The organism is Azospirillum sp. A29 (assembly GCF_042604625.1).
In the GTDB taxonomy this organism is placed as follows: Bacteria; Pseudomonadota; Alphaproteobacteria; order Azospirillales; family Azospirillaceae; genus Azospirillum; species Azospirillum palustre.
Genome location: NZ_CP170470.1, coordinates 235,917 through 256,867, shown reverse-complemented (window position 1 = coordinate 256,867; position 20,951 = coordinate 235,917). Strand labels below are relative to the sequence as shown.

At 70.6% G+C, this 20,951-nt stretch carries 18 protein-coding genes; 7 read left to right on the top strand and 11 right to left on the bottom strand.

Annotated elements, in window-relative coordinates; genetic code table 11:
• Positions 1-10: 10 nt before the first annotated feature.
• From cheB to ABNQ38_RS36875, 5 genes are read right to left on the bottom strand one after another with little or no spacing between them, the layout of a single operon-like run.
• The gene (gene cheB, locus ABNQ38_RS36895) at positions 11-1,138 is read right to left on the bottom strand and encodes a chemotaxis-specific protein-glutamate methyltransferase CheB (RefSeq protein WP_377811970.1); all 1,128 of its coding nucleotides are present in this window, start codon (positions 1,136-1,138) and stop codon (positions 11-13) included.
• Between the two features lie 19 nt (positions 1,139-1,157).
• A complete protein-coding gene (locus ABNQ38_RS36890; protein ID WP_377811900.1) occupies positions 1,158-2,870 on the bottom strand; it encodes a chemotaxis protein CheW in 1,713 nt (570 codons plus the stop codon).
• 5 nt (positions 2,871-2,875) lie between these two features.
• Positions 2,876-4,855, bottom strand: coding sequence for a methyl-accepting chemotaxis protein (locus ABNQ38_RS36885; RefSeq protein ID WP_377811899.1), 1,980 nt, complete (start codon positions 4,853-4,855; stop codon positions 2,876-2,878).
• Positions 4,856-4,912: 57 nt separating this feature from the next.
• Positions 4,913-5,545: a chemotaxis protein CheC gene (locus ABNQ38_RS36880; protein WP_377811898.1), complete on the bottom strand. Its 633-nt coding sequence runs from the start codon at positions 5,543-5,545 to the stop codon at positions 4,913-4,915.
• 10 nt (positions 5,546-5,555) lie between these two features.
• Positions 5,556-5,951 carry a response regulator transcription factor gene (locus ABNQ38_RS36875; RefSeq protein WP_377811897.1) on the bottom strand — a complete coding sequence of 132 codons (396 nt, stop codon included), beginning with the start codon at positions 5,949-5,951 and terminating at the stop codon, positions 5,556-5,558.
• 219 nt (positions 5,952-6,170) lie between these two features.
• Between ABNQ38_RS36875 and ABNQ38_RS36870 the strand changes: the two genes are divergently transcribed.
• Positions 6,171-9,830 (top strand): tetratricopeptide repeat protein, encoded by a 3,660-nt coding sequence (locus ABNQ38_RS36870; RefSeq protein WP_377811896.1) that lies wholly within the window; start codon positions 6,171-6,173, stop codon positions 9,828-9,830.
• Here ABNQ38_RS36870 and ABNQ38_RS36865 read toward each other — a convergent pair.
• The 5 genes from ABNQ38_RS36865 to ABNQ38_RS36845 form a co-directional block, all read right to left on the bottom strand.
• Positions 9,827-10,618 carry a MetQ/NlpA family ABC transporter substrate-binding protein gene (locus ABNQ38_RS36865; RefSeq protein WP_377811895.1) on the bottom strand — a complete coding sequence of 264 codons (792 nt, stop codon included), beginning with the start codon at positions 10,616-10,618 and terminating at the stop codon, positions 9,827-9,829. The genes ABNQ38_RS36870 and ABNQ38_RS36865 overlap by 4 nt on opposite strands.
• A 41-nt stretch (positions 10,619-10,659) precedes the next feature.
• The gene (locus tag ABNQ38_RS36860; protein ID WP_377811894.1) at positions 10,660-11,328 is read right to left on the bottom strand and encodes a methionine ABC transporter permease; all 669 of its coding nucleotides are present in this window, start codon (positions 11,326-11,328) and stop codon (positions 10,660-10,662) included.
• Positions 11,306-12,358 carry a methionine ABC transporter ATP-binding protein gene (locus ABNQ38_RS36855; RefSeq protein ID WP_377811893.1) on the bottom strand — a complete coding sequence of 351 codons (1,053 nt, stop codon included), beginning with the start codon at positions 12,356-12,358 and terminating at the stop codon, positions 11,306-11,308. The genes ABNQ38_RS36860 and ABNQ38_RS36855 overlap by 23 nt, the downstream gene beginning before the upstream one ends.
• Positions 12,359-12,402: 44 nt before the next feature.
• A complete protein-coding gene (locus ABNQ38_RS36850) occupies positions 12,403-13,182 on the bottom strand; it encodes a MetQ/NlpA family ABC transporter substrate-binding protein (protein WP_377811892.1) in 780 nt (259 codons plus the stop codon).
• 72 nt (positions 13,183-13,254) lie between these two features.
• Positions 13,255-13,455 carry a hypothetical protein gene (locus ABNQ38_RS36845; protein ID WP_045583820.1) on the bottom strand — a complete coding sequence of 67 codons (201 nt, stop codon included), beginning with the start codon at positions 13,453-13,455 and terminating at the stop codon, positions 13,255-13,257.
• 97 nt (positions 13,456-13,552) lie between these two features.
• Between ABNQ38_RS36845 and ABNQ38_RS36840 the strand changes: the two genes are divergently transcribed.
• The 5 genes from ABNQ38_RS36840 to ABNQ38_RS36820 all read left to right on the top strand — a co-directional run bounded on the left by ABNQ38_RS36840 (position 13,553) and on the right by ABNQ38_RS36820 (position 17,002).
• Positions 13,553-13,855, top strand: a complete 303-nt coding sequence (locus ABNQ38_RS36840) for a hypothetical protein (RefSeq protein ID WP_377811891.1) — start codon at positions 13,553-13,555, stop codon at positions 13,853-13,855.
• Positions 13,856-13,933: 78 nt separating this feature from the next.
• Complete coding sequence (gene hisG, locus ABNQ38_RS36835; RefSeq protein WP_377811890.1) at positions 13,934-14,698, top strand: ATP phosphoribosyltransferase; 765 nt, start codon at positions 13,934-13,936, stop codon at positions 14,696-14,698.
• Positions 14,682-15,986: a histidinol dehydrogenase gene (gene hisD, locus ABNQ38_RS36830; protein WP_377811889.1), complete on the top strand. Its 1,305-nt coding sequence runs from the start codon at positions 14,682-14,684 to the stop codon at positions 15,984-15,986. Before hisG ends, hisD begins: the two co-directional genes overlap by 17 nt.
• 46 nt (positions 15,987-16,032) lie before the next feature.
• Entirely contained in the window at positions 16,033-16,518 is a 486-nt protein-coding gene (locus ABNQ38_RS36825) for a UPF0262 family protein (RefSeq protein WP_098736075.1), read from the top strand.
• 16 nt (positions 16,519-16,534) lie between these two features.
• Positions 16,535-17,002: a low molecular weight phosphatase family protein gene (locus tag ABNQ38_RS36820; protein WP_377811888.1), complete on the top strand. Its 468-nt coding sequence runs from the start codon at positions 16,535-16,537 to the stop codon at positions 17,000-17,002.
• A gap of 22 nt (positions 17,003-17,024) precedes the next feature.
• Here ABNQ38_RS36820 and ABNQ38_RS36815 read toward each other — a convergent pair whose 3' ends face one another.
• On the bottom strand, positions 17,025-18,248 hold the full coding sequence (locus tag ABNQ38_RS36815; protein ID WP_377811887.1) for a PepSY-associated TM helix domain-containing protein: 1,224 nt from the start codon (positions 18,246-18,248) through the stop codon (positions 17,025-17,027).
• A 311-nt stretch (positions 18,249-18,559) separates the two neighbouring features.
• Here ABNQ38_RS36815 and ABNQ38_RS36810 point away from each other — a divergent pair, with 311 nt between their 5' ends.
• Complete coding sequence (locus tag ABNQ38_RS36810; RefSeq protein ID WP_377811886.1) at positions 18,560-20,923, top strand: ATP-binding protein; 2,364 nt, start codon at positions 18,560-18,562, stop codon at positions 20,921-20,923.
• Positions 20,924-20,951 lie beyond the last annotated feature (28 nt).

Below are 20,951 nucleotides of genomic sequence, written 5' to 3'. Positions count from 1 at the left end.
GCGTCACTCCCTAGTCCTTCAAGCCCGGCACGGGTCCGGTCCGCCGCGCGGCAGGCGACAGCCAGCGGGTCAACTGGCCGGCGATCCGGTCCGACGGCAGGACGACGCCGGCACCGCCGCGCCGGATCAGCTCCTGCGGCATGCCGAAGACCACGGCGCTGTCCTCCGACTCCGCGATGGTGCGGCCGCCGCGGGCGTGCAGTTCGGCCATGGACGCCGCCCCGTCATTGCCCATGCCGGTCAGCAGCACCCCGACCAGCCGGTCCGGCGGCAGCAGCCGCATGGCGCTGGTCACCAGCCGATCGGCGTTGGGGTGCCAGGGCCGGTCGGGCGAGGACGGCACGCAGACCGCCTGCAACCGCCCGCCGCGCCGCGCCAGCTCCACGTCGGCGCCGCCGCGGGCGATGCAGATCATGCCCGGTTCCAGCGCCGTCGCCCGCCCCACCTCCACCACGGTCAGCGCGCACATTTCGTCCAGCCGCCGCGCCAGCGTCGCGGTGAAGGCGACCGGCATATGCTGCGCCACCACCACCGGCCAGGGGAAGCCGGCCGGCAGCAGCGGCAGGATGTCCTCCAGCGTGCTGGGCCCGCCGGTGGACACGCCGACCAGCACCACGCCCTCGACCTCCCCCTCTGCCACCGCCGCCGCCACCGCCACGGAGGGCGGCGCCGGCGGTGCAGGCGCCACGAAATCCTCACCGGCGATGCGGGCGCGGGCCAGCCGCAGCCGTTCGCGCAGGCCGTGCACCCGGCGCGGGCGGGAGGATGCGGCGGCGCGCACCGTCTCCACCAGCTCCTCGCCGATGCGGCCGATGGAGCCGGCGGCCGGCTTCTGCACCGCCTCCACCGCTCCCAGTCGCAGCGCCTCCAGCGTCTCCCCCGCCCCTGCCCCGGTGAGGGCGGAGACCATGACGACCGGCTTTGGATGCTCCACCATGATGCGGGCAAGGCAGGTCAGCCCGTCCATGCCGGGCATGGTGATGTCCAGCGTCACCACATCCGGATCGACCTCCGGCAGGCGCGCCAGCGCCTCCTCCCCCGTCGCCGCGGTCTCCACCCGGAAACCGGCCTCGACCAGCAGATCCGCGATGCGCCGGCGCATCAGCGCGGAATCGTCCACCACCAGAACCGTCAGCACGCCGTCCCCCATCCGTCCGTCACCGCGGGGTAACGGGCAGCTCCGCCAGCCGGTCCATGTCGAGCAGGCTGTCCGCATCCATCAGCAGAACCAGGCGGACGGCGCCGGCCGCATCCCCGGCCACATCCCCGGCCGCATCCAGCGACGCCACCCGGCGGATCAGCCGGCGCTGCGCCGCCGACACCGCCGGGGCCGGACCGATCCGCTCCGCCGGGACGGTCAGCAGGCCGGACAGCCCGTCGACCAGCAGCCCGACCAGCAGCCCGTCGCGCCCGACCACCACCACCCGCCCGCGCTCCAGCCCGGCAGGTCCGCTCGTGGAAAGCCCACTCCTGGAGTCGGCAGCCGGCAGGTTCAGCAGCCGGCGCTGGTCGATCAGCGGCAGCACCTCGCCGCGCAGGGTCAGCACCCCGGCGACGAAATCGGGCGCATTGGGCAGCGGCGTGATGCTGTCGGGCCGGCGCAGCACCTCGCGCACGGCGGAGACCGGCAGGCCATATTCCGCCCCGGCAAGGCGGAAGACGACGAAGCGTTCCCCCGTACCGGTATTGCCATCGGGGCCGTCCGCAGGCCGCGCCGGTTCCATCCCGTCCCCTTCCCCGTCCGCTTTCGCAGTGCCGGCCTCTGGGCCGGCCTCTGCACCGCCCTCTGCGCCGATTGCGGCGCCATGGCGGAACAGCCGCTCCGCCGACAGCACCGACACCAGCCGCCGCCCGCCGCCGGCCACGCCATCCGCCCCGCCATCGGCTCTGGCGATGCCGTCCAGATCCTCGAATTCCGGCTCGCGGGCGAGCAGCGGCGGCACCGGGTCGATCAGCGCCGGGTCGAGCCGCAGGATCTCGCGCACCTCGTCCACCAGCACGCCGACCGGCGCCTGCCCGCTCCCGGAACGCACCACGACGACGCGGCGCCCGGCCGCCAATCCGCCGGGTTCGTGCCCTTCGCCAGCCTCCAGCCCGAACAGGGCGCGCAATCCCACCAGCGGCAGCAGCCGGTCGCGCACCGCCATGACGCCCAGCAGATGTGCCTTCGACCGCGCCATGCGGGTGACCTCGCGCGGGGCCGGCAGAACCTCGCGCACCCGGTCCACCGGCAGGGCGAATTCCTGTCCCGCAACTTCGAAGACCAGCAGGGCCTGCCGGTCGATACCTCCCTTGGCGCCACCCGCGGCACCGGTTCCGCCGGCCGGCACGGGACCGACGCCGGCCGTTGCCGAGGCCGAGCCCCGGTCCGTCCGCTCCGTCTCCGCCGGATTGCCGAACTGGCGGTCGATCAGCGCATCCAGCTTCAGGATGGTGGCCGGGCCGTCGCGCAGCAATCCGTCCAGCATGGCGGGGTCGAGCCCGCCCTCCTCCTGCGTCACCGGATCGATGCGGTCGGGGTTGCTGCGCAGGATGCCGGCCATCGCGTCCACCCGCAGACCCACCGTCTGGCCGCCCGTCTGGCCACGATGCCCGACCAGCACCACCCGCGTCTCCCGCGTCGGCGCCGCGCCGCCCGGCCTGCCCAGCGCCTTGGCGAGGTCCAGCACCGGCACCGCGTCGCCATGCCAGTGCGCCAGCCCGTCCAGGCTGGGCGGCCCCAGCGGGATGCGCACCAGCTCCGGCAGCCGGATCACCGCGCGGACCGCCGGCAGCGGCAGAGCGAGGCGCAGGTCGGCGACCGTCACCGTGACGAAGTCGAGAACGTCGTCCGTCTCTCCGCCCGCCTCCTGGGGCGCCGTTCCGGTCACGGCGGTCAAACCGCGCCCAGCAGGCTGTCGGCCATCGCCGCGATCTCCTCGATCGCCGACGCCAGTTCCTCGGCCCCCTTCGCCTGCTCGCGCGCCGCCTTGGCCGCCTCGGTGCCGGCGAGGTTCGCGGCGGCGGCGGCGGTCGCCACCTGCTCCACCCCCACGCGGGTCTCGCGGAGCGCGCCGGTCGTCTCGGTGGCGGCTTCCAGGATTTCACGGCTGCCGGCGGTGACCACCCGCAACTCCTGCGCGCTGGCGGTCAGGGTGACGCCGAAGGCGCGGTGGCGCGCGATCTCCGTCACCGCGGTGGCCGACACCTCCTCCACGTCACGGCGAACCCGCAGCATCTGATCCTGGATGTCGCGGACGATGTCCTTCACCCGCTCTGCACTGTCGGCGCTGTCGCCGGCCAGCTTGCGGATGTCGCCGCTGACCACGGTGAAGCCGCGGCCGAACTCGCCCGCCCGCGCCGCCTCGATGGAGCCGCTGACCGCCAGCATGCCGGTCTGGATGGCGACGGTGGCGATGGCGTCCACCACCTTGTCGATGCGCCGGCCGATCCGGTCCAGCGCGTCCAGCCGGTCCCCCGCCCGGCGGGAGGACTCCACCGCCTCCAGCATGCCGTCGGCAAGCCGGCCGATGGTGTCGCGCGTCTCGCCCAGCAGTCCTTCCATGGCTGTGCAGCGTTCCACCGACTCGCCGGCCCGGCCGGCGGCCAGCGTTGCCGCGGCGTCGATCTCCGAAATCGCCGAAGCCAGCTGGTGGGTGGCCGCGCTCTGCGACTGCGCCCCGCCGGAGATCTGGCCGATGGCGGTCATGATCTGTGCCGCCCCCCGGTTGATCTCCTCGATGGCGGCCGACAGCTCCTCGGCGGCCGACGCCAGCTCGTCGGCGGTGGCGGCGAGGTCGGCAGTGCCCTCCAGATCCTCGGCCACTTCGGACAGCTGGCCGGCGGCGCGCTGGCTCTGGTTGAGGGCGAGCGCCTGCTCGCCCGCGGTCCGCAGCGCTTCCTCGGCGGCGGCGGACTGTTCCTCGGCGCTGGCGGCGATGGTCTCCGCCCCGCGCAGGGCCTCGCGCGCCGCCTGATCGGCCTCGACAGCAGCGCGGATCGTCTCCTGCGCGCCCTGGACCAGGGTCGACATGTCCGACCGCACGCCCTCCAGCTGCTCGACGATCCTGCGGCCGCGCTCCACCTCCGCCTTGGCCGCGTCCGACGAGGCGACGATGCCGGCGGCGATGGCGGCCACCGCGTCCTGGATTTCCGCAACCATCGCCTGGATGCCGTTGGCGCTGCGCTCCGACCGTTCGGCCAGCGCCTGCACCTCGTCGGCGACGACGGCGAAGCCCTTGCCGGCCTCCCCGGCGCGGGCCGCCTCGATGGCGGCGTTCAGCGCCAGCAGGTTGGTCTGGTCGGCGATGGCGGCGACGCTCTGCACGATGGTGCCGATCTCGCGGGCCTGGGCTTCCAGGTCGCGGACCAGACGCACCGAGGCTTCCTGCCGTTCGGCGGCGCGGACGATGCCCTCGATGGAAGACAGGATCTGGGCGCTGACGTCCTTCAGCGTCGCCTGCAACGCCTCGACCCGCAGCACCGCCTGCTCCGCCGTGCTGCGCGAGCGGGTCAGCAGTTCCGACGCGCGGCCGATCATGCGCTGCGACTGCTGGGTCGCCCCGGCCGACTGCTCGGCTCCTGCGGCGATCTGTTCCATCGCCCGACGCAGTTCCTCCGCCGCCGACGCCGCCTGGGTGATGCCGCTGGCCAGTTCGGTCGAGGCGGCAGCGATGCCGGTGGCGGCCTGCCGGCGACGCGAATCGGCGCGCGCCCGGCGGCGCTGCGGCGCACCCGCGGTGGCTGCTGCCAGGGTTTCCGGGGCGGCGGGCGGCACGGATGCGGGAGCGGACCGGTCCGGACCCTCGTCGTCGGCGCCCGACTTGGTCCGGACGGTGCGCGCCGTGTCGATCTTGGTCTTCTTGATGAGTGCCATGGTCCTTACCCGTTTTCCTTACCCGCCTGTCCGGCCGGCCGGTTGTTCTTGGTGCCGTTACGCCACCAGCCGCCCGATATAGCGGCCGAGCGTCGCCTGGAGCGCGCCTGCCGAGCCGGCGTCGAGCAGCAGGACCACCCGCCCGCCGACCCCGACACCTTCACCGCCCGGCAGGCTGGTGCGCAGATCGATGTGGAACAGCACCGCGGCCCCCTCCACCGTCGGAGCCGTTCCCGAACAGCACCGCAGCAGCTCCGCCGCATCGCCGCGGAACACCGCCGGCAGGCCGGTCTCCACCGGTTCGCCCAGCAGGTTGGCGACCAGGGCCAGCGCGCTGTTCAGAACGACGTTGCCGAGCTCCGCCAGCACCTCGTCCTCCAGCTCCGGCACCTCCTCGGCAGGAACGTCGGGCGGCAGGGCGGCACGCACCAGGGCCATGCTGCCGGCCTGAGGGAAGACCAGCAGGGCGCAGCCCGCGAACAGGCCGCCCAGCGTTTCCGAAATGCCCACCAGCGGCGGAGTCAGCGCCCGGTCCAGCAATCCGGCCACCGTGTCGGGCGGCACCATGTCCACCGTCGGGACCGACAGGGTCACCAGCCCGCCCAGCATGCGGCCGAGCGCCGTCGATGCCCGGCCGATGCCGATGTTGCCCAGTTCGGCCAGCGCGTCGCGCTCCAGATCGCTCAGCATGGGGATGCGGTCACTCCTGCTGCGGCTGTGCGGGGCGGCGCGGCGGCAGGGCGGTGGAGTTCAGGAAGCGGACGACCTGCTCCTCCTCCAGCGGCTTGGGCATGAAGGCGGCGCCGACCGTGCGGATGCCGGACACCACCGCGTCCTGGGCGTTGGCGGTGATGATGGCGATGTGGATCCCCGGATGGCTCTGGCGCAGCTTGGCCGCGGTCTCCACGCCGTTGTCGCCGGGCATGTTGTAATCGATGATCGCAACATCGACCGGCGTGTCCTGCAACGTCTTGAAGAGTTCGCCGCCGTTCGCGGCCTCGACCACCGTCCAGTCCGGCTTGTTGCGCAAGACCATGGCCCGCACATGCATGCGCGAAAGCTTGCTGTCATCGACAATGATTGCAGTCTTACTCAAGATATACGCCTTTTGGATGGAGATCGGCCAAGGAAGCCTGACCTGGACCGAATTGAGCGCAAGTATACAGAATGAAATGTGCTGCGCCAGTCCCCTTAAATGTTCTTGGGATTTTGCCTGCGCGTCATCCCGCCGACTCATGCTATCGAAACGCCACGTTCTTTCCGATCCGGCCGCCGCTCCATGCCGTCTTCCGCCGCCTCCAGACTCTCGGCCAGAGTGGCCGCCCTCCTGCGCGAAGCGCTGGCACACCACCGCACCGGCGATCTGGACGGGGCGGAGCGCGCCTATCGCGCCATGCTGGCTGCCGACGGGCGGAATGCCGACGCGCTGCATCTGCTGGGCGTGCTGCATCATCAGCGCGGCCTGGATGCCGACGCCGTCCGCCTGATCGGGCAGGCCGTCGCGCGGCGCCCCGGCGTCGCCGAACAGCACGCCAACCTCGGCCTCGCCCTCCACGCGCTGGGCCGGCTGGCGGAGGCGGAGGCGGAATACCGCCGGGCGCTCACGCTCCGCGACGCTTACGCAGAGGCGCACAACAGCCTGGGCAGCGCGCTCCAGGAGCAGGACCGGCTGGCGGAGGCCGGCGTGCATTACCGCCGCGCGCTCGACCTGAATGCCGGCTATGCCGAGGCCTGGGCCAATCTCGGCACGCTGCTGCGGGCGCAGGACGACTATGCCGAGGCCGAAACGGCGCTGCGCCATGCCCTGCGGCTCGCCCCCGGCCATGCCACCGCCCTGACCAACCTCGGCGTCGTGCTGAAGGAGACCGGCCGCGCCGCCGAAGCCGAGGCGGCACATCTGGACGCCCTGCGGCTCGCCCCCGGCGATGCCGAGACCATGGTGAACCTCGCCCTGCTGCGCGAGGCCCAGGGCCGCGGCGACGAGGCGGAGTCGCTCTACGCCCAGGCCCTGATCCATGCCCCCGGCTTCGCCCTGGCCCGCTGGAACCTCGCCCTGCGGCTGCTCGGCCGCGGCCGGCTGGCCGACGGCTGGGAGGAGTACGAGGCGCGCTTCGCCTCCCGCCGCGTGTCGGCCGGGCGCAGCTTCTCCCTGCCGGCCTGGGACGGAACTCCGGGGAAGCGCCTGCTGGTCTGGCGCGAACAGGGGCTGGGCGACGAGCTGATGTTCGGCACCGCCCTGCCCGATCTTGCGGAGCGGTTCGGGCCGGACAGGCTGGTCGTCGAGGTCGATGCCCGCCTGACCGGGCTGGTCGGCCGCGCCCTGCCCGGCGTCACCGTGCGGGCGCAGACGCTGACCCCTGCCCCCACCCCTGCCGATGCCGACGCCCATCTGCCGCTGGGATCGCTGCCCCGGCTGCTGCGCCCCGGTCTCGCCGACTTTCCCGCCCGGCCCTCCTGGCTGGCGCCCGATCCGCTGCGGCTGGCGGAGTGGCGCGACCGGCTGGCGGCGTTGGGGCCAGGCCTGCGCGTCGGCCTCTGCTGGGGCAGCCAGAACATGCTGGGGGAGCGCAAGGCCTCCTACACCACGCTCGCCGACTGGGCGCCGCTGCTGACCCTGCCCGGCCTGATCCCGGTCACTCTGCAATATGACGGGCGCGAGGCGGAGATCGCCGCCGTCGAGGCGCAGCTTGGCCTGACGATCCACCGCTGGCCCGGCACCGACCTGAAGAACGATCTGGAAGGCGTGGCGGCGCTGATCGCCGGACTCGACCTCGTGGTGACGGTGGCGAGTTCGGTCGGCGAGATGGCGGGCGCGCTTGGCGTGCCGGTCTGGCGCTTCGGCCCGGCCGGCGACTGGACCGCGCTGGGCACCGGGGTGCGCCCCTGGTTCCCGTCGATGCGGCTGTGGAGCGCCCGCCCCGGCGAGGGGCTGCCGGACGTGCTGGCGCGCATGGCGGCGGACCTGCGCCGGCTGGCCCCGCCTCCTGCCCTGCCGCCAGCTCTGCCGATCGAGGAGTGGCTGGCCGAAGCGCGCGACCTCCATGGGTCCGGCCGCTGGCCGGAAGCGGAGAAGGCTTATCAGCGCATCCTCGACCAGGGCGGCGAGGTGCCGGCGGCGCTGGAGGGGTACGCCCTGCTCGGCCAGCAGGCAGGCCGCCCCGATATCGCCGACACCCTGCTGACCCGCGCCATCGCGGCGGAGCCGAGTGCCGACCGCCACAAGCGCCGCGCCCTGGCCCGGCAGGAGATGGGCGCGCTCGCCAACGCCGAGGCCGACTGGCAGGCCGCCGCCGCGCTCGCGCCCGAGGATGTCGAGGCGCTCGGCAATCTCGGCGCCCTGCGCCTGTCCCGCGGGGCGGCGGCCGAAGCGGCGGAGGCGACCGACGCGGCACGGCGCCTTGCCCCCTTCCATGCCGGACTGTGGATCAATGCCGGGCTGGCGCGGCAGGCGATGGGCGGGGCGGGACAGCCCTTCCTCATGCGGGCGCTCGCCCTCGACCCCGCGGTCGCGGAGGCCTGGACCGCCCTATCGGCCGAGGCGTTGCGCAACCCCGACCATGCCGCCGAGGCGGAACGCGCCGCCGGCCGGGCCCTGCGCCTGCGACCCGGCGATCCGGCGGCGGTCAGCAATCTGGGGCTGGCCGCCCTGGCGCTCGACCGGCCGGCGGAGGCGGTCGCCCATCTGCGTCTGGCGCTCCAGGGCCGCCCCGGCGATCTCGCCACGCTGGGCAACCTCGCCCTGGCGCTGGAGCGGGCGGGCGACGGCGCCGCCGCCGGGCTGGCCTGGTGGCGGGTGATCCTGTTCGCGCCCGGAACCGGCGCCGGCTGGGCCGGGCTGGCCGATCTGCGGCAACGACAGGGTCGGCTCGACGCCGCGCTGAAGGGCTGGGGCCGCGCCCTGGTGCTGGAGCCCCGACGGGCGGAGTGGCGCTACAACCAGGGCAACGCCTTGCACGCCGCCGGCCGCCCGGTCGAGGCCGATGCGGCCTACCGGCAGGCGGTGGAGGACGACCCGACCCTGACGCTCGCCGCCTTCAACCGCGGCTACGCGGCGCTGGCGCAAGGCGACCTCGCCACCGGCTGGACCGGTCTGGAGGCGCGCTTCGCCGCCGGTCAGGCGTTGCCCGACCGTCGTTTCCGCATGCCCGCCTGGGACGGCGGCGACCTGACGGGAAAGACGCTGCTGGTCTGGCGCGAGCAGGGGGTGGGCGACGAGCTGATGCACAGCGCCTGCTACCCCGACCTGATCGCGCGCGCAGGCGCAGGCCGGGTCATCATCGAATGCGAGCCGCGGCTGGCGGCGCTGTTCGCGCGCTCCTTCCCGCAGGCGACGGTGCGCGCGGCGACCAACGATCCGGCGGATGCCGACTGTCACGTCCCGGCCGGGTCGCTGCCAGTGCGGCTGGGCTGGGGGCTGGAGAGCTTTGCGACGCGGGGCGGCTGGCTGCGCGCTGACGAAGTGGCGGTGGAGCGGTGGCGGGAGTGGGTGGGGAGTACCGGCTCCGCCCTGACCGTCGGCCTGTGCTGGCGGAGCGGCCTGCGCGGCGCGGCGCGCGACGCCAACTACGCCCCGCTGACCGACTGGGCGCCGATCCTCACCCTGCCCGGCCTGCGGCTGATCAGCCTGCAATATGACGAGTGCGAGGCCGAAATCGCCGACGCCGAATGGCGTTTCGGCATCGCCATCCACCGCCCGCCGCTCGACCTGAGGAACGACCTCGACGGCGCCGCCGCCCTGACCGCGGCGCTGGATCTGGTGATTTCCGCCGGAACCTCGGTGGCGGAGATGGCCGGCGCGCTGGGCGTGCCGGTCTGGCGGATCGGGCCAGCGGGGGACTGGACGGCGCTCGGCACCGGCTGCCGGCCCTGGTATCCGTCGATGCGGCTGGTCTGCCCGGAACCCGGCGGCACGCTCGGCGACGCGCTCGGCGCCGCCGGTCGTGCCCTCGCCAGCCTAGGAACGCGGGTTCTTTAGAAAGCGGGAACGACGGCGTTCTTGAACTTGGTGAGGATGAACTCCTTCGCCTCGGGGCTGTTGTAGGCCTTCACCAGCTTGGCGACCCAGGGCTTGTCCTTGTCGGCCTTGCGGACGGCGATGACATTGGCATAGGGGCTGTCGGCCGCCTCGCGGGCGATGGCGTCCTTGACCGGATCGATGCCGGCTTCCAGCGCGAAGTTGGTGTTGATAGCGGCGGCGGTCACGTCGTCCAGCGAACGCGGCAGCTGGGCGGCGTCCAGTTCGACGATCTCCAGCTTCTTCGGATTCTCGACGATGTCGATGGGCGAGGCCTTCAGGGTGCCGCCGTCCTTCAGCTTGATCAGGCCCTTGGCCTGGAGCAGCAGCAGGACGCGGCCGCCGTTGGTCGGGTCGTTGGGGATGGCGAACTTGGATCCTGCCGGCAGCTCTTCCAGGCTCTTCACCTTCTTGGAATAGATGCCGATGGGATAGACCACCGTCTTGCCGACGCTGACCAGATCGAAGCCGCGGTCCTTCACCTGGTTGTCCAGATAGGGCTGGTGCTGGAAGCTGTTGGCGTCGAGATCGCCGCCGGCCAACGCCTGGTTCGGGATGACGTAGTCGGTGAATTCCAGGATCTGGATGTCCAGCCCGTCCTTGGCGGCGATGGGCTTCACCGCTTCCAGGATCTGAGCATGCGGACCGGCGGTGACGCCGACCTTGATCGTTTCGGCCGACACGCCGAAAGCAACGGCCATGGTGGCGGCACCGGCCAGCAGCGAAGCCAGCGAACGGAAGCGCAGCATCTCGAACACTCCTCGGTTTCTTAGGTCAGGTCTTTTGGGGGTCAGGACTTCAGATTGCGTTTGTTGACGCGGCGGGCGATCAGGTCGCCCGTCGACTGGATGATCTGCACCAGCACGATCAGCACGATGACCACCGCCAGCATCACCTCCGGCAGGAAGCGCTGATAGCCGTAGCGGATGCCGAGGTCGCCCAGGCCGCCGCCGCCGACCGCACCGACCATGGCGGAATAGCCGACGAGGCTGACCGCCGACAGGGTCAGGCCGGCGACGATGCCCGGCAGGGCTTCCGGCAGCAGAACCTTGCGGATGATCTGGAACGGCGTGGCGCCCATCGCCTGCGCCGCCTCGACCAATCCACGATCCACCTCGCGCACCGCGTTTTCGACGACGCGGGCGATGAAGGGGGCGGCGGCGACGGTCAGCGGCACGATGGCGGCATTGGTGCCGATGGAGGTGCCGGCGATCAGCCGGGTGAAGGGGATGATCGCCACCACCAGGATGATGAAGGGGGTGGAGCGGGTCATGTTGACCACCGCCCCCATCACCTTGTTGAAGGCGAAGTTCTGCAACAGCTCGCCCCGGCCGGTGACGGCCAGCATCACGCCGATGGGCAGGCCGATCAGCGTCCCGATGGCGCCCGACACCGCCACCATCTGCAGCGTGTCGATCAGCCCCTTGATCAGCAGGTCAATGATTTGCGGGGAGAGCATGGCCCAACACCTCGACACCCAGATTGTTCTCTTTCACCAGCGCGATGGCGGCATCGACCTTGGCCTGCTCGCCCAGCGCCTCCACCACCAGCGTACCGAAGGGCGCGCCCTGGATCTCGTCGATCTGGCCGTGCCAGATGTTCAGGTCCAGATTCAGCTGGCGGCTGATGGCGCTGATGACCGGGGTGGTCGCCTTCGCGCCGGTGAAGGTGATGCGCAGCACCGGGTTGCTCCCCGGGCCGGGCTGGGGCGACAGCCGGTCGCGCAGGCTGTCGGGGATGCCGCGGTTGATGACGGGATCGACGAAGCTGCGGGTGGTCGGGTGCTTCGGGTGGGCGAAGATGTCGAAGACCGGCCCCTGCTCGATCACCCGGCCGCCTTCCATCACCGCCACCTTGTGGCAGATCTCCTTGATCACCGCGATCTCGTGGGTGATCAGCACGATGGTCAGGCCGAGCCGCCGGTTGATGTCGCCCAGCAGATGCAGGATCTGGGTCGTCGTCTCCGGGTCGAGCGCCGAGGTCGCCTCGTCCGACAGCAGCACCTTCGGCTTGCTGGCGAGCGCGCGGGCGATGCCGACGCGCTGCTTCTGCCCGCCCGACAGCTCCGCCGGGTAGCGGTCGCGCTTGTCGGCCAGCCCGACGAGGTCGAGCAGCGGCTCCACCGTCTTGCGGATCTCCGCCCTGGCCATGCCGGCCAGTTCCAGCGGCAGCGCCACATTGTCGAAAACAGTGCGCGAGGACAGCAGGTTGAAGTGCTGGAAGATCATGCCGATGGAATGGCGGGCCTGCCGCAGCTCCGCCGCCGACAGGGCGGTCATCTCCACCCCGTCCACTGTGACGCTGCCCGAGCTCGGGCTTTCCAGCAGGTTGACCGTGCGCAGCAGCGTGGATTTGCCGGCACCGGACCGGCCGATGATCCCGAAGACCTCGCCGCGTCCGATGGAAAGGTCGATGTCGGCCAGCGCATGGACCGGAGCCCCGCCGCCGCGCGCCGCGTAAGTCTTGTGAATGTTTGTTAGCGTTATCATCATTTATTCGGCAAAAGGGGACGTCCAGCGTCCCCCAGCCTCCCTCACCACGTCGGAATGATGGAACCGTTGAAGCGCGTTTCGATAAACTGCCGCACTTCAGGCGAACGATACAGCGCAATGAAGCGCTTGATCGTCGGGTCTTCTATGCGATCCTTGCGGACCACCCACACCAGGTTCCACTTGGACTGGTCATCCTCCAGCACCAGGGCCTTCTTCGGCTCCAGCCCGGCCAGCACGGCATAGTTGAGGGTGATGACCGACGCATCCACGTCGTCGAGCGAGCGCGGCAGCTGGGCGGCGTCCAGTTCCACCAGCTTGATGCCCTTCGGGTTCACCACGTCGGCGATGGTGGTGTTCAGCCCGGCCCCCTCCTTCAGCCCGATCACGCCGGCCTTGGCCAGCAGGAACAGGGCGCGGGCGCCGTTGGTGGGATCGTTGGGGATCGACACCGAAGCGCCCGGCTTCAGGTCGGCCAGCGCCTTCACCTTGCTGCTGTAGACGCCCATCGGCACCACGACGCTCTTGGCGACGGAGACGATATCGTAGCCGCGCTGCTTGACCTGATTGTCGAGGAAGGGCTGGTGCTGGAAGTTGTTGGCGTCGATATCGCCGGCCTGGAGCGCTGCATTGGGCATGTTCCAGTCGGTGAACTCGATCACCTGCGCCTCGATGCCCTCCTTGGCGGCCAGCTTGGCGGTGAATTCCAGGATCTCGCCATAGGGGCCGGCCGACACGCCCAGCTTCAGCGGGGCGGCGAAAGCGGAGGTGGCGGCGGTCAGCAGGCCGGCGGCAACGGCCACCGACATCAGGATGCGCTTCATCGGGTCTTTCCTCAGGATTTTCAGCAGCGGGCTTTTGGGGCGGGTTTCTTGGCGGCGGGCTTTGATCGGGGATCAGCGGCGGCGGGTGTCCGGCAGCCGGCTGTAATGCTGGTGGGCGGCGCGCTGGGCCTGTCCGACATTGCGGAAGACGCGGCGGTCGAGATCGCGGAAAGCCCAATCGGACACGAAGAAGGTGAAGCCGCCGCGTTCGGCGACGACGATGCCGGCGGAGCGGCCCTGGACTTCGATGGCGTAGGCGTTGGCGTGGGACATGGCGGAATGCTCCCCTTGGCGCGGCTGCCCTCGTCATGGCGGGGCGGCGGCGCGACTGCGTTCAGGACCTGATCGTCAGGACTGGCGAATGTGCGGGATGGGCGCTGTGTTTCTGGGCCGCGAGGTCAGCGGCAACACAGGCCCGAACGCATCATGCAGGCCGAAAAAGCGGTCCGAAGCGCGGATGGGGGAGCGGAAACTCGCGATGTCATTCCGGTCTCTCCTTCTTGAAGAGGTCCACGACCGGTATCGTGGCGCTTTAGCGTTTGGTGACGCGGCGCAAGCTGCAGAAGTCAAATTGCCGCGGGATGCCCGGCGGGGCGTCCATGGATTTTTATCTACCCTTTCGGTGGAGTTTGGTCAAACCCATTTTTGTGATTTGTGTGAAATTCTCAATTGAACCTATTTTCCCCGTGAAATCTTGCGGGCGCGACAGTGACAGGTGACGGGCGCCTGGAATGTGCTATCTATCGCGTCGATGGTTCATCCGGGGCCCCCACACCGCCCCGGCGAGCGATGCGAGGAGAGTGTTTTGTCCGCCGATACCAGCGCCCTGGGCTTGCCGGCCGCCGAGGTTCCTGTCGACGACCAGCTGGTGCTGGCCCTGCCCAAGGGCCGCATCCTGAAGGAGCTGCGCCCGCTGCTGTCCCATGCCGGCATCCATCCGGAGCCGGCCTTCGACGACGACAAGAGCCGGCTTCTGCGCTTCGCCACCAACGTGCCGAACCTCAGCATCATCCGCGTGCGCTCCTTCGACGTGGCGACCTTCGTCGCCTTCGGCGCCGCCCATCTGGGCGTGGCGGGCAACGACGTGCTGATGGAGTTCGACTATCCGGAGATCTACGCCCCGCTCGACCTCGGCATCGGCGCCTGCCGCCTGTCGGTCGCCGAACCGGCGGAGATGCTGGAGAGCGACGATCCGTCGCGCTGGAGCCATGTGCGCGTCGCCACCAAATACCCGGAGGTGACCAAGCGTCACTTCGCCGCCCGCGGCGTCCAGGCCGAGTGCGTCAAGCTGAATGGCGCGATGGAGCTGGCGCCGACGCTGGGCCTGTGCCGCCGCATCGTCGATCTGGTCTCCACCGGCTCGACGCTGCAGGCCAACGGGCTGGTGGAGGTGGAGCATATCGCCGACGTCACCTCGCGCCTGATCGTCAACCGCGCCGCCTTCAAGACGCGGACGACCGAGATTTCTCAGTGGATCGACAAGTTCCGGGAGGCGGTGAATGCCCGTCAGGCTTGATATTCGCGACGCGGACTTCGCCGCCGGGTTCGAGGCGCTGCTGCACGCCAAGCGCGAGGCCAGCGAGGATGTCCAGACGCTGGTCGCCGACGTCATCGATCAGGTCCGCAGCCGCGGCGACGCGGCGCTCATCGACTACACCGCCCGCTGGGACCGCCAGACCCTGACCGCCGACACCCTGCGCATCGGCCGGGACGAGATCGACGCAGCGACGGCGAAATGCTCGGCGGAAACGCTGGAGGCGCTCGACCTCGCCGCCGCGCGGATCGAGGCGTTCCACCGCCGCCAGATCCCGGAGGTCACCGACTACCGCGACGCCGCCGGCGTGCGGCTGGGCGCCCGCTGGACGGCGGTCGGCGCCGTCGGCCTCTATGTGCCGGGCGGCACCGCCTCCTACCCGTCCTCGGTGCTGATGAACGCTTTGCCGGCCAAGGTGGCGGGCGTCGAGCGCGTCGTCATGGTGGTGCCGACGCCGGACGGGGCGATCAACCCGCTGGTGCTGGCCGCCGCCAAGCGCTGCGGCATCGACGAGATCTACCGCATCGGCGGTGCGCAGGCGGTCGCGGCGCTGGCCCACGGCACGGCGACCATCCGGCCGGTCGACAAGATCGTCGGCCCCGGCAACGCCTTCGTCGCCGCCGCCAAGCGGCAGGTCTACGGCCTCGTCGGCATCGACAGCATTGCCGGCCCCTCGGAGATCCTGGTGGTCGCCGACGGCCACAACGATCCGGCCTGGATCGCCATGGATCTGCTGTCGCAGGCCGAGCACGATACCTCGGCCCAGTCGATCCTGATCACCGACGATGCCGCCTTCGCCGATGCGGTCGCCGCAGCGGTGGCGAAGCATCTGGAGACGCTGCCGCGCACGGCAATCGCCGGTGAAAGCTGGCGGGAGCATGGCGCCATCGTGCTGGTCGGCGACCTGATGGCCGACGCCCCCGCCCTGGTCGACCGGCTGGCGCCGGAGCATCTGGAACTGGCGGTGGAGGACCCGGACGCGCTGGCGGCGAAGATCCGCAATGCCGGTGCCATCTTCCTCGGCCGCTACACGCCGGAGGCCATCGGCGATTACGTCGCGGGTCCCAACCATGTGCTGCCGACGGCGCGCAGCGCCCGCTTCTCCTCCGGCCTCAACGTGCTGGACTTCATGAAGCGGACGACCTTCGTCGCCTGCGACGCCGACAGCCTGCGGGCCATCGGCCCGGCGGCGGTGACGCTGGCGATGGCCGAGGGGCTGGAGGCGCATGCGCGCTCCGTCGCCCAGCGGCTGCCGGGTTACAAAGACTAAGAAGCGGCTTCTGGGAAGCGGCCACTGGCAAACGGGGAGGCGGGGCGTGACGACGGCAAAGGGCAAGCGGCGCATCACCCATGTGACGCTCGACGAGCGGAGTGTCGTCCGCCACAAGCCGGAGGTCGAGCATGAGCGCGCCGTCGCCATCTTCGACCTGCTGGAGGACAACGAGTTCTGCCCCTGCGACTTCACAGAGGACGGGCCGTACCACCTGCATCTGTCGATCGAGGACAACCGGCTGGTCTTCGACATCCGGCGCGAGGACAACAGTGAACTCGACCGGCTGATGCTGCCGATCACCGGCTTCCGGTCGATCGTCCGCGACTATTTCCTGATCTGCGAGAGCTATTACGCCGCCATCAAGCGGTCGACGCCGTCGCAGATCGAAGCCATCGACATGGGCCGCCGCGGCCTGCACAACGAGGGGTCCGAGATGCTGCGCGAACGGCTGGCCGGCAAGGTGGAGATGGACCTGCAGACCGCGCGCCGGCTGTTCACGCTGATCTGCGTCCTGCACATTCGCGGCTGACGGACCGGGCAAGGCCATGGCGGCGATCCCGCTCCTCACCCCTCTGCCGGTCACGAGCGTATTGTTCGCCTGTACCTACAACATGATCCGTTCGCCGATGGCGGCGGCGATGATGCGCCATTACCACGGCACCCGCGTCTATGTGGACTCCGTCGGCGTCCGCGAGGGCGACGAGGTCGATCCCTTCGCCGTCGCGGTGATGGAGGAGATCGGCATCGACCTGTCCAAGCACCGCTGCCGCACCTTCGAGGATCTGGAGGACACCAACTTCGACCTGATCGTCTCGCTGTCGCCCGAGGCGCAGCACCGCGCCATCGAGATGACGCGCACCATGGCCTGCGACGTGGAGTTCTGGAACACCTTCGACCCCACCCTGGTCGACGGCACCCGCGACGCCATGCTGGAAGCCTACCGTCAGGTCCGCGACGGCCTGATGGCCAAGATGAAGCAGCGCTTCCCGCTGTCCCGCGGGCCGACCGTCTGACCGTTCGGCGGCTTGCCGGCGGTCAGACCGCCCGCGCCGGCCGAGTCCGCTTCTTCTGCCGCCAGCGCACCGTCCCGGTCGCCAGCAGCACTGCCGGCAGCAGACCGGCCACCGCCACCAGGATGCGGCAGCACAGGCCGAAGCACTCGCCGTTGTGCAGCGGATGCTGCCAGCCGAAGAAGGCGTCGCCGAAGGTCCAGCGGGTGGGGTCGCGGACATCCATGACCGTGCCGTCGCCGCCATTCACCCACACGCTGGTCTTGGGAAAGCGCCAGCCGGGCTCGCCGGCCTGGAACAGGCGGATGTGGTAGGCGCCGCCGCCCTGCCCCGGCACCTCGACCCAGCGCGGTTCGGCCTGCGGGAAACGGGCGAGCGCCGCGGCGAGCGCGGCATCGGCCCCCACGGCGGCTCCCACTGCCGTCCCATCCTGGGCGGATACGAGAACGGGCGGTGCGGTCATCGGCGACAGCCGTTCCACCACCGGCTTCACCCAGTCCGGCCGCTCCATGACAATCCCCGTCACGATCAGCGGCAGCAGGACGACAAGGCCATAGACCCCCGCCAGCACATGGATGTCGAACACTTGCCGGACGAAGCCGGAGCGCAGGCGCGGCAGCAGAGCCCGCCCCCATTTTCCCGCCGCCGGCCACCACAGATAGACCCCGCTGGCAAGGATCAGCAGGCTGCCGATCCCGCCCAGCGCCAGCACCAGCTGTCCGCCCTCGCCGGCCAGCAGCAGGTAATGCAGGTCGTAGACCCAGGTCATCGCCGTCCGGCCCCAGAAGCGGGAGGACAGCACCTCGCCGCTGTAGGGGTTAACCGCCACCATCAACGGGGCGAAGGACTTGCCCACGGTCTCCTCCGGCTTCATGTAGCGGGCCATGATCGGATGGTCCGGCCCGTCGGGAAGCTCCAGCCGCCAGCCGCCGCCGCGGGCCGGATGGGCTTCGCGCAGGGCCTGCACCACCCGGTCCAGCGGCACCGGAGCATTCCGCCCGGCCTCCTGCCCGGCCGGCAGCACCAGTTCCGGCGTCAGCATGCGGTCGATGTCGACATAGAAGACCAGCAGGCTGCCGGTCAGTGCGGTCAGCGCCAGCAGCGCCCCCACCGCCAGTCCCAGCGTCAGGTGCAGCATCAGCAGAAAGCGGCGCACCCGCTGCCGTGACACGCCGGGAAAGACGCCGATCCCCCAGCCGGCCGCGGCCTCCCGGTTCGGCCGTGCCGCGGTATCCGGCCGTACCGGCATGACCCTATGCTCGCTTTCCGTGTGCATGGCGGAAGTTCCCTTGACCCGAGGTCGGCGCAATGCCGCAAACATCCCCGAAGCACACCCCACCGGCCTTGACGGCCGTCAAATGCTCGCACAGGCTCTGGTCTGTCGAACCGCCCACCACACGGGATGGTCGGTAATAAATTTGGTATTTTGCAACTTTCTGCGCGGCTCCATGTTCACTTTGCATCTCCGCCAGTGCTATTGAGCTGTGTCATCGCAACGCGCCGCGCGACGCCTTAGGCTCGGGGGGCGTAGACGAACATTCCCGCGGAGAGCCGTCATCCATGCCTGCAGGTCCGATGCACCGCCTGCTCCGCGCCTTCAGCCCGCGCAGCCTGCGCGCCCGCCTGATGGGCGTGGTGCTGGCTTCGCTGGCGCTGCCGCTGGTGGGGGCGCTCTATCTCGCCGACCAGCAGCTCGACGACCACATCGACGCGGCGCGCGAGCTGGCGCAGCATCTGGCCGACGACGGGGTGGAGCGCCAGCACGACCTGATCGGCGAGGCGCGCAACCTGCTTGGCGTGCTGTCGCTGGTGCCGGCAATCCGCAACGCGACGATGGACCACACCGACGCCTGCGTCGCCACCCTGGCGCCGATGCCGCGCCAGCACCGCTGGACCACCGGCGTCTGGCTGACCGACGCCGATGGTAACATCATCTGCGACACCACCGGCCCCGGTGCCGGCATCACCCTGCGGGAACGCGAATATTTCCAGCGCGTGCTGGACACCAAGAGCTGGGTGGTGAGCGATTTCATCATCGGCAAGCGCTCGCTGAAGCCGCTGATCATCGTCGCCAGCCCGATCATCGAGGATGGGCGGATCATCCGCGTCATGGGCGTGGCGGTGGACCTCACCTGGCTGACCGACCTGGTGAAGGTGCTGAAGCAGCCCGACGCCCGCGTCATGGTGCTGGATCGCCACGGCGTGATCGTGGCCCGCCAGCCCGACCCGGAAGGCTGGCTGAACCGCAACATCGGCAACATGCCGCATGTCCGGCAGATGCTGACGGAGAAGGACGGCACGCTGGATGCGGAAAGCGCCGACGGCCGCGGCCGGCTGTGGGCCTTCCGCCATTCGGACGAGACCGACACCGTCTTTGCCGTCGGCATGCCGACCGGCCCGATCATGGCGGAGGCCCGGCGCGATTTGTGGCAGAGCCTGGGCCTGCTCGCCATCGCGGCGCTGGTCAGCGTCACCGCCCTGTGGGTGCTGCTGCGCGCCTCGGTCCTGCGCTGGGTGTGGGAACTCGGCACCGCGGCCACCCGCATCGGCGACGGCGGCGGCGGCACCGTGATCGAGGCGGACCGCGCGCCCCATGAATTCCGCGTCGTCTCCCATGCCTTCAACAACATGTCGCGCCGCCTGAAGCAGCGCGAGCAGGAGCTGCGCTCCGCCATGGAGGAGGCGCGGGCCGGCAGCCGCGCCAAGGAGGAATTCCTCGCCACCATGAGCCACGAGATCCGCACGCCGATGAACGGCGTGATCGGGTTCGCGGAAATGCTGCTCGAAACTCCGCTGACCGCAGAGCAGCGGCGCTACGCCTCGCAGGTGCGCGATGCCGGGCGGTCGCTGCTGACCGTCATCAACGACGTGCTCGACCTGTCGAAGCTGGAGGCGGGGCGGCTCGATCTGGTCAGCGTGCCCTTCCGGCTGGACGATCTGGCCGACCGCTGCGTCGCCATCGTCCGGCTGGCCGCGGAACAGAAGGGGCTGGAGTTGCAGACCAGCATCTCGGCCACCGCCCGCGGCTTCGTCATGGGCGACCCCGACCGGCTGCGCCAGCTCCTGCTGAACCTGCTGAGCAACGCGGTGAAATTCACCGACCGCGGTTCGGTCCGCCTGACAGTGAAGGCAATCGAGGACAGCGGAAAAAGCGGAGGCCGCATCTGCACCTTCACCGTCACCGACAGCGGGATCGGCATCGCCCCCGAACGGCAGCGCGACCTGTTCCAGCGATTCACCCAGCTGGAGCGCGGGCGCGGCGGCACCGGGCTGGGGCTGGCCATCTGCCGCCGGCTGGTGGAGCTGATGGGCGGCGAGATCGGCATGGAAAGCCAGCTCGGCACCGGCAGCACCTTCTGGTTCTCGCTGCCTCTGCTGCCCGCCGGCAGCGCCGCGATCCAGCCCGACACTGCCATCCTGTCCCCTGTCGAGTCCGGCGGCGCCGGTGCCCGCATCCTGCTGGCGGAGGATCTGGCGATGAACCGCGATCTGGCGGTGACCATGCTGACCAGGGCCGGCCATCGGGTCGATGCGGTGGACGACGGCGCCGCCGCGGTGGCCGCGGTGCAGGAACAGCCCTACGACCTCGTGCTGATGGATGTGCAGATGCCGGTGATGGACGGGCTGGAGGCCACCCGCCGCATCCGCGCCCTGCCCAGCCCGGTGAGCCGCATTCCGATCCTCGCTTTGACCGCCGGCGTGATGCAGATCGAGGTCGAACGCTGCCTGCAGGCCGGCATGAACGCCCATCTGGCCAAACCGCTGGAAAAATCCAAGCTGCTGGCCGCCATCGGCCGCTGGGCGCGCGTCGCGCATCCTGACGATCCGCTGCCCGACGATCCGCTCCCCGGCGAGGGCGGGGGCGGGGGCGGGGGCGGGGCCGGGGACGACGCCCCGCGCCCACAGTTGATCGCACATCGCTAACGAGTCGGTGCTATAGTGCCTGCATCCG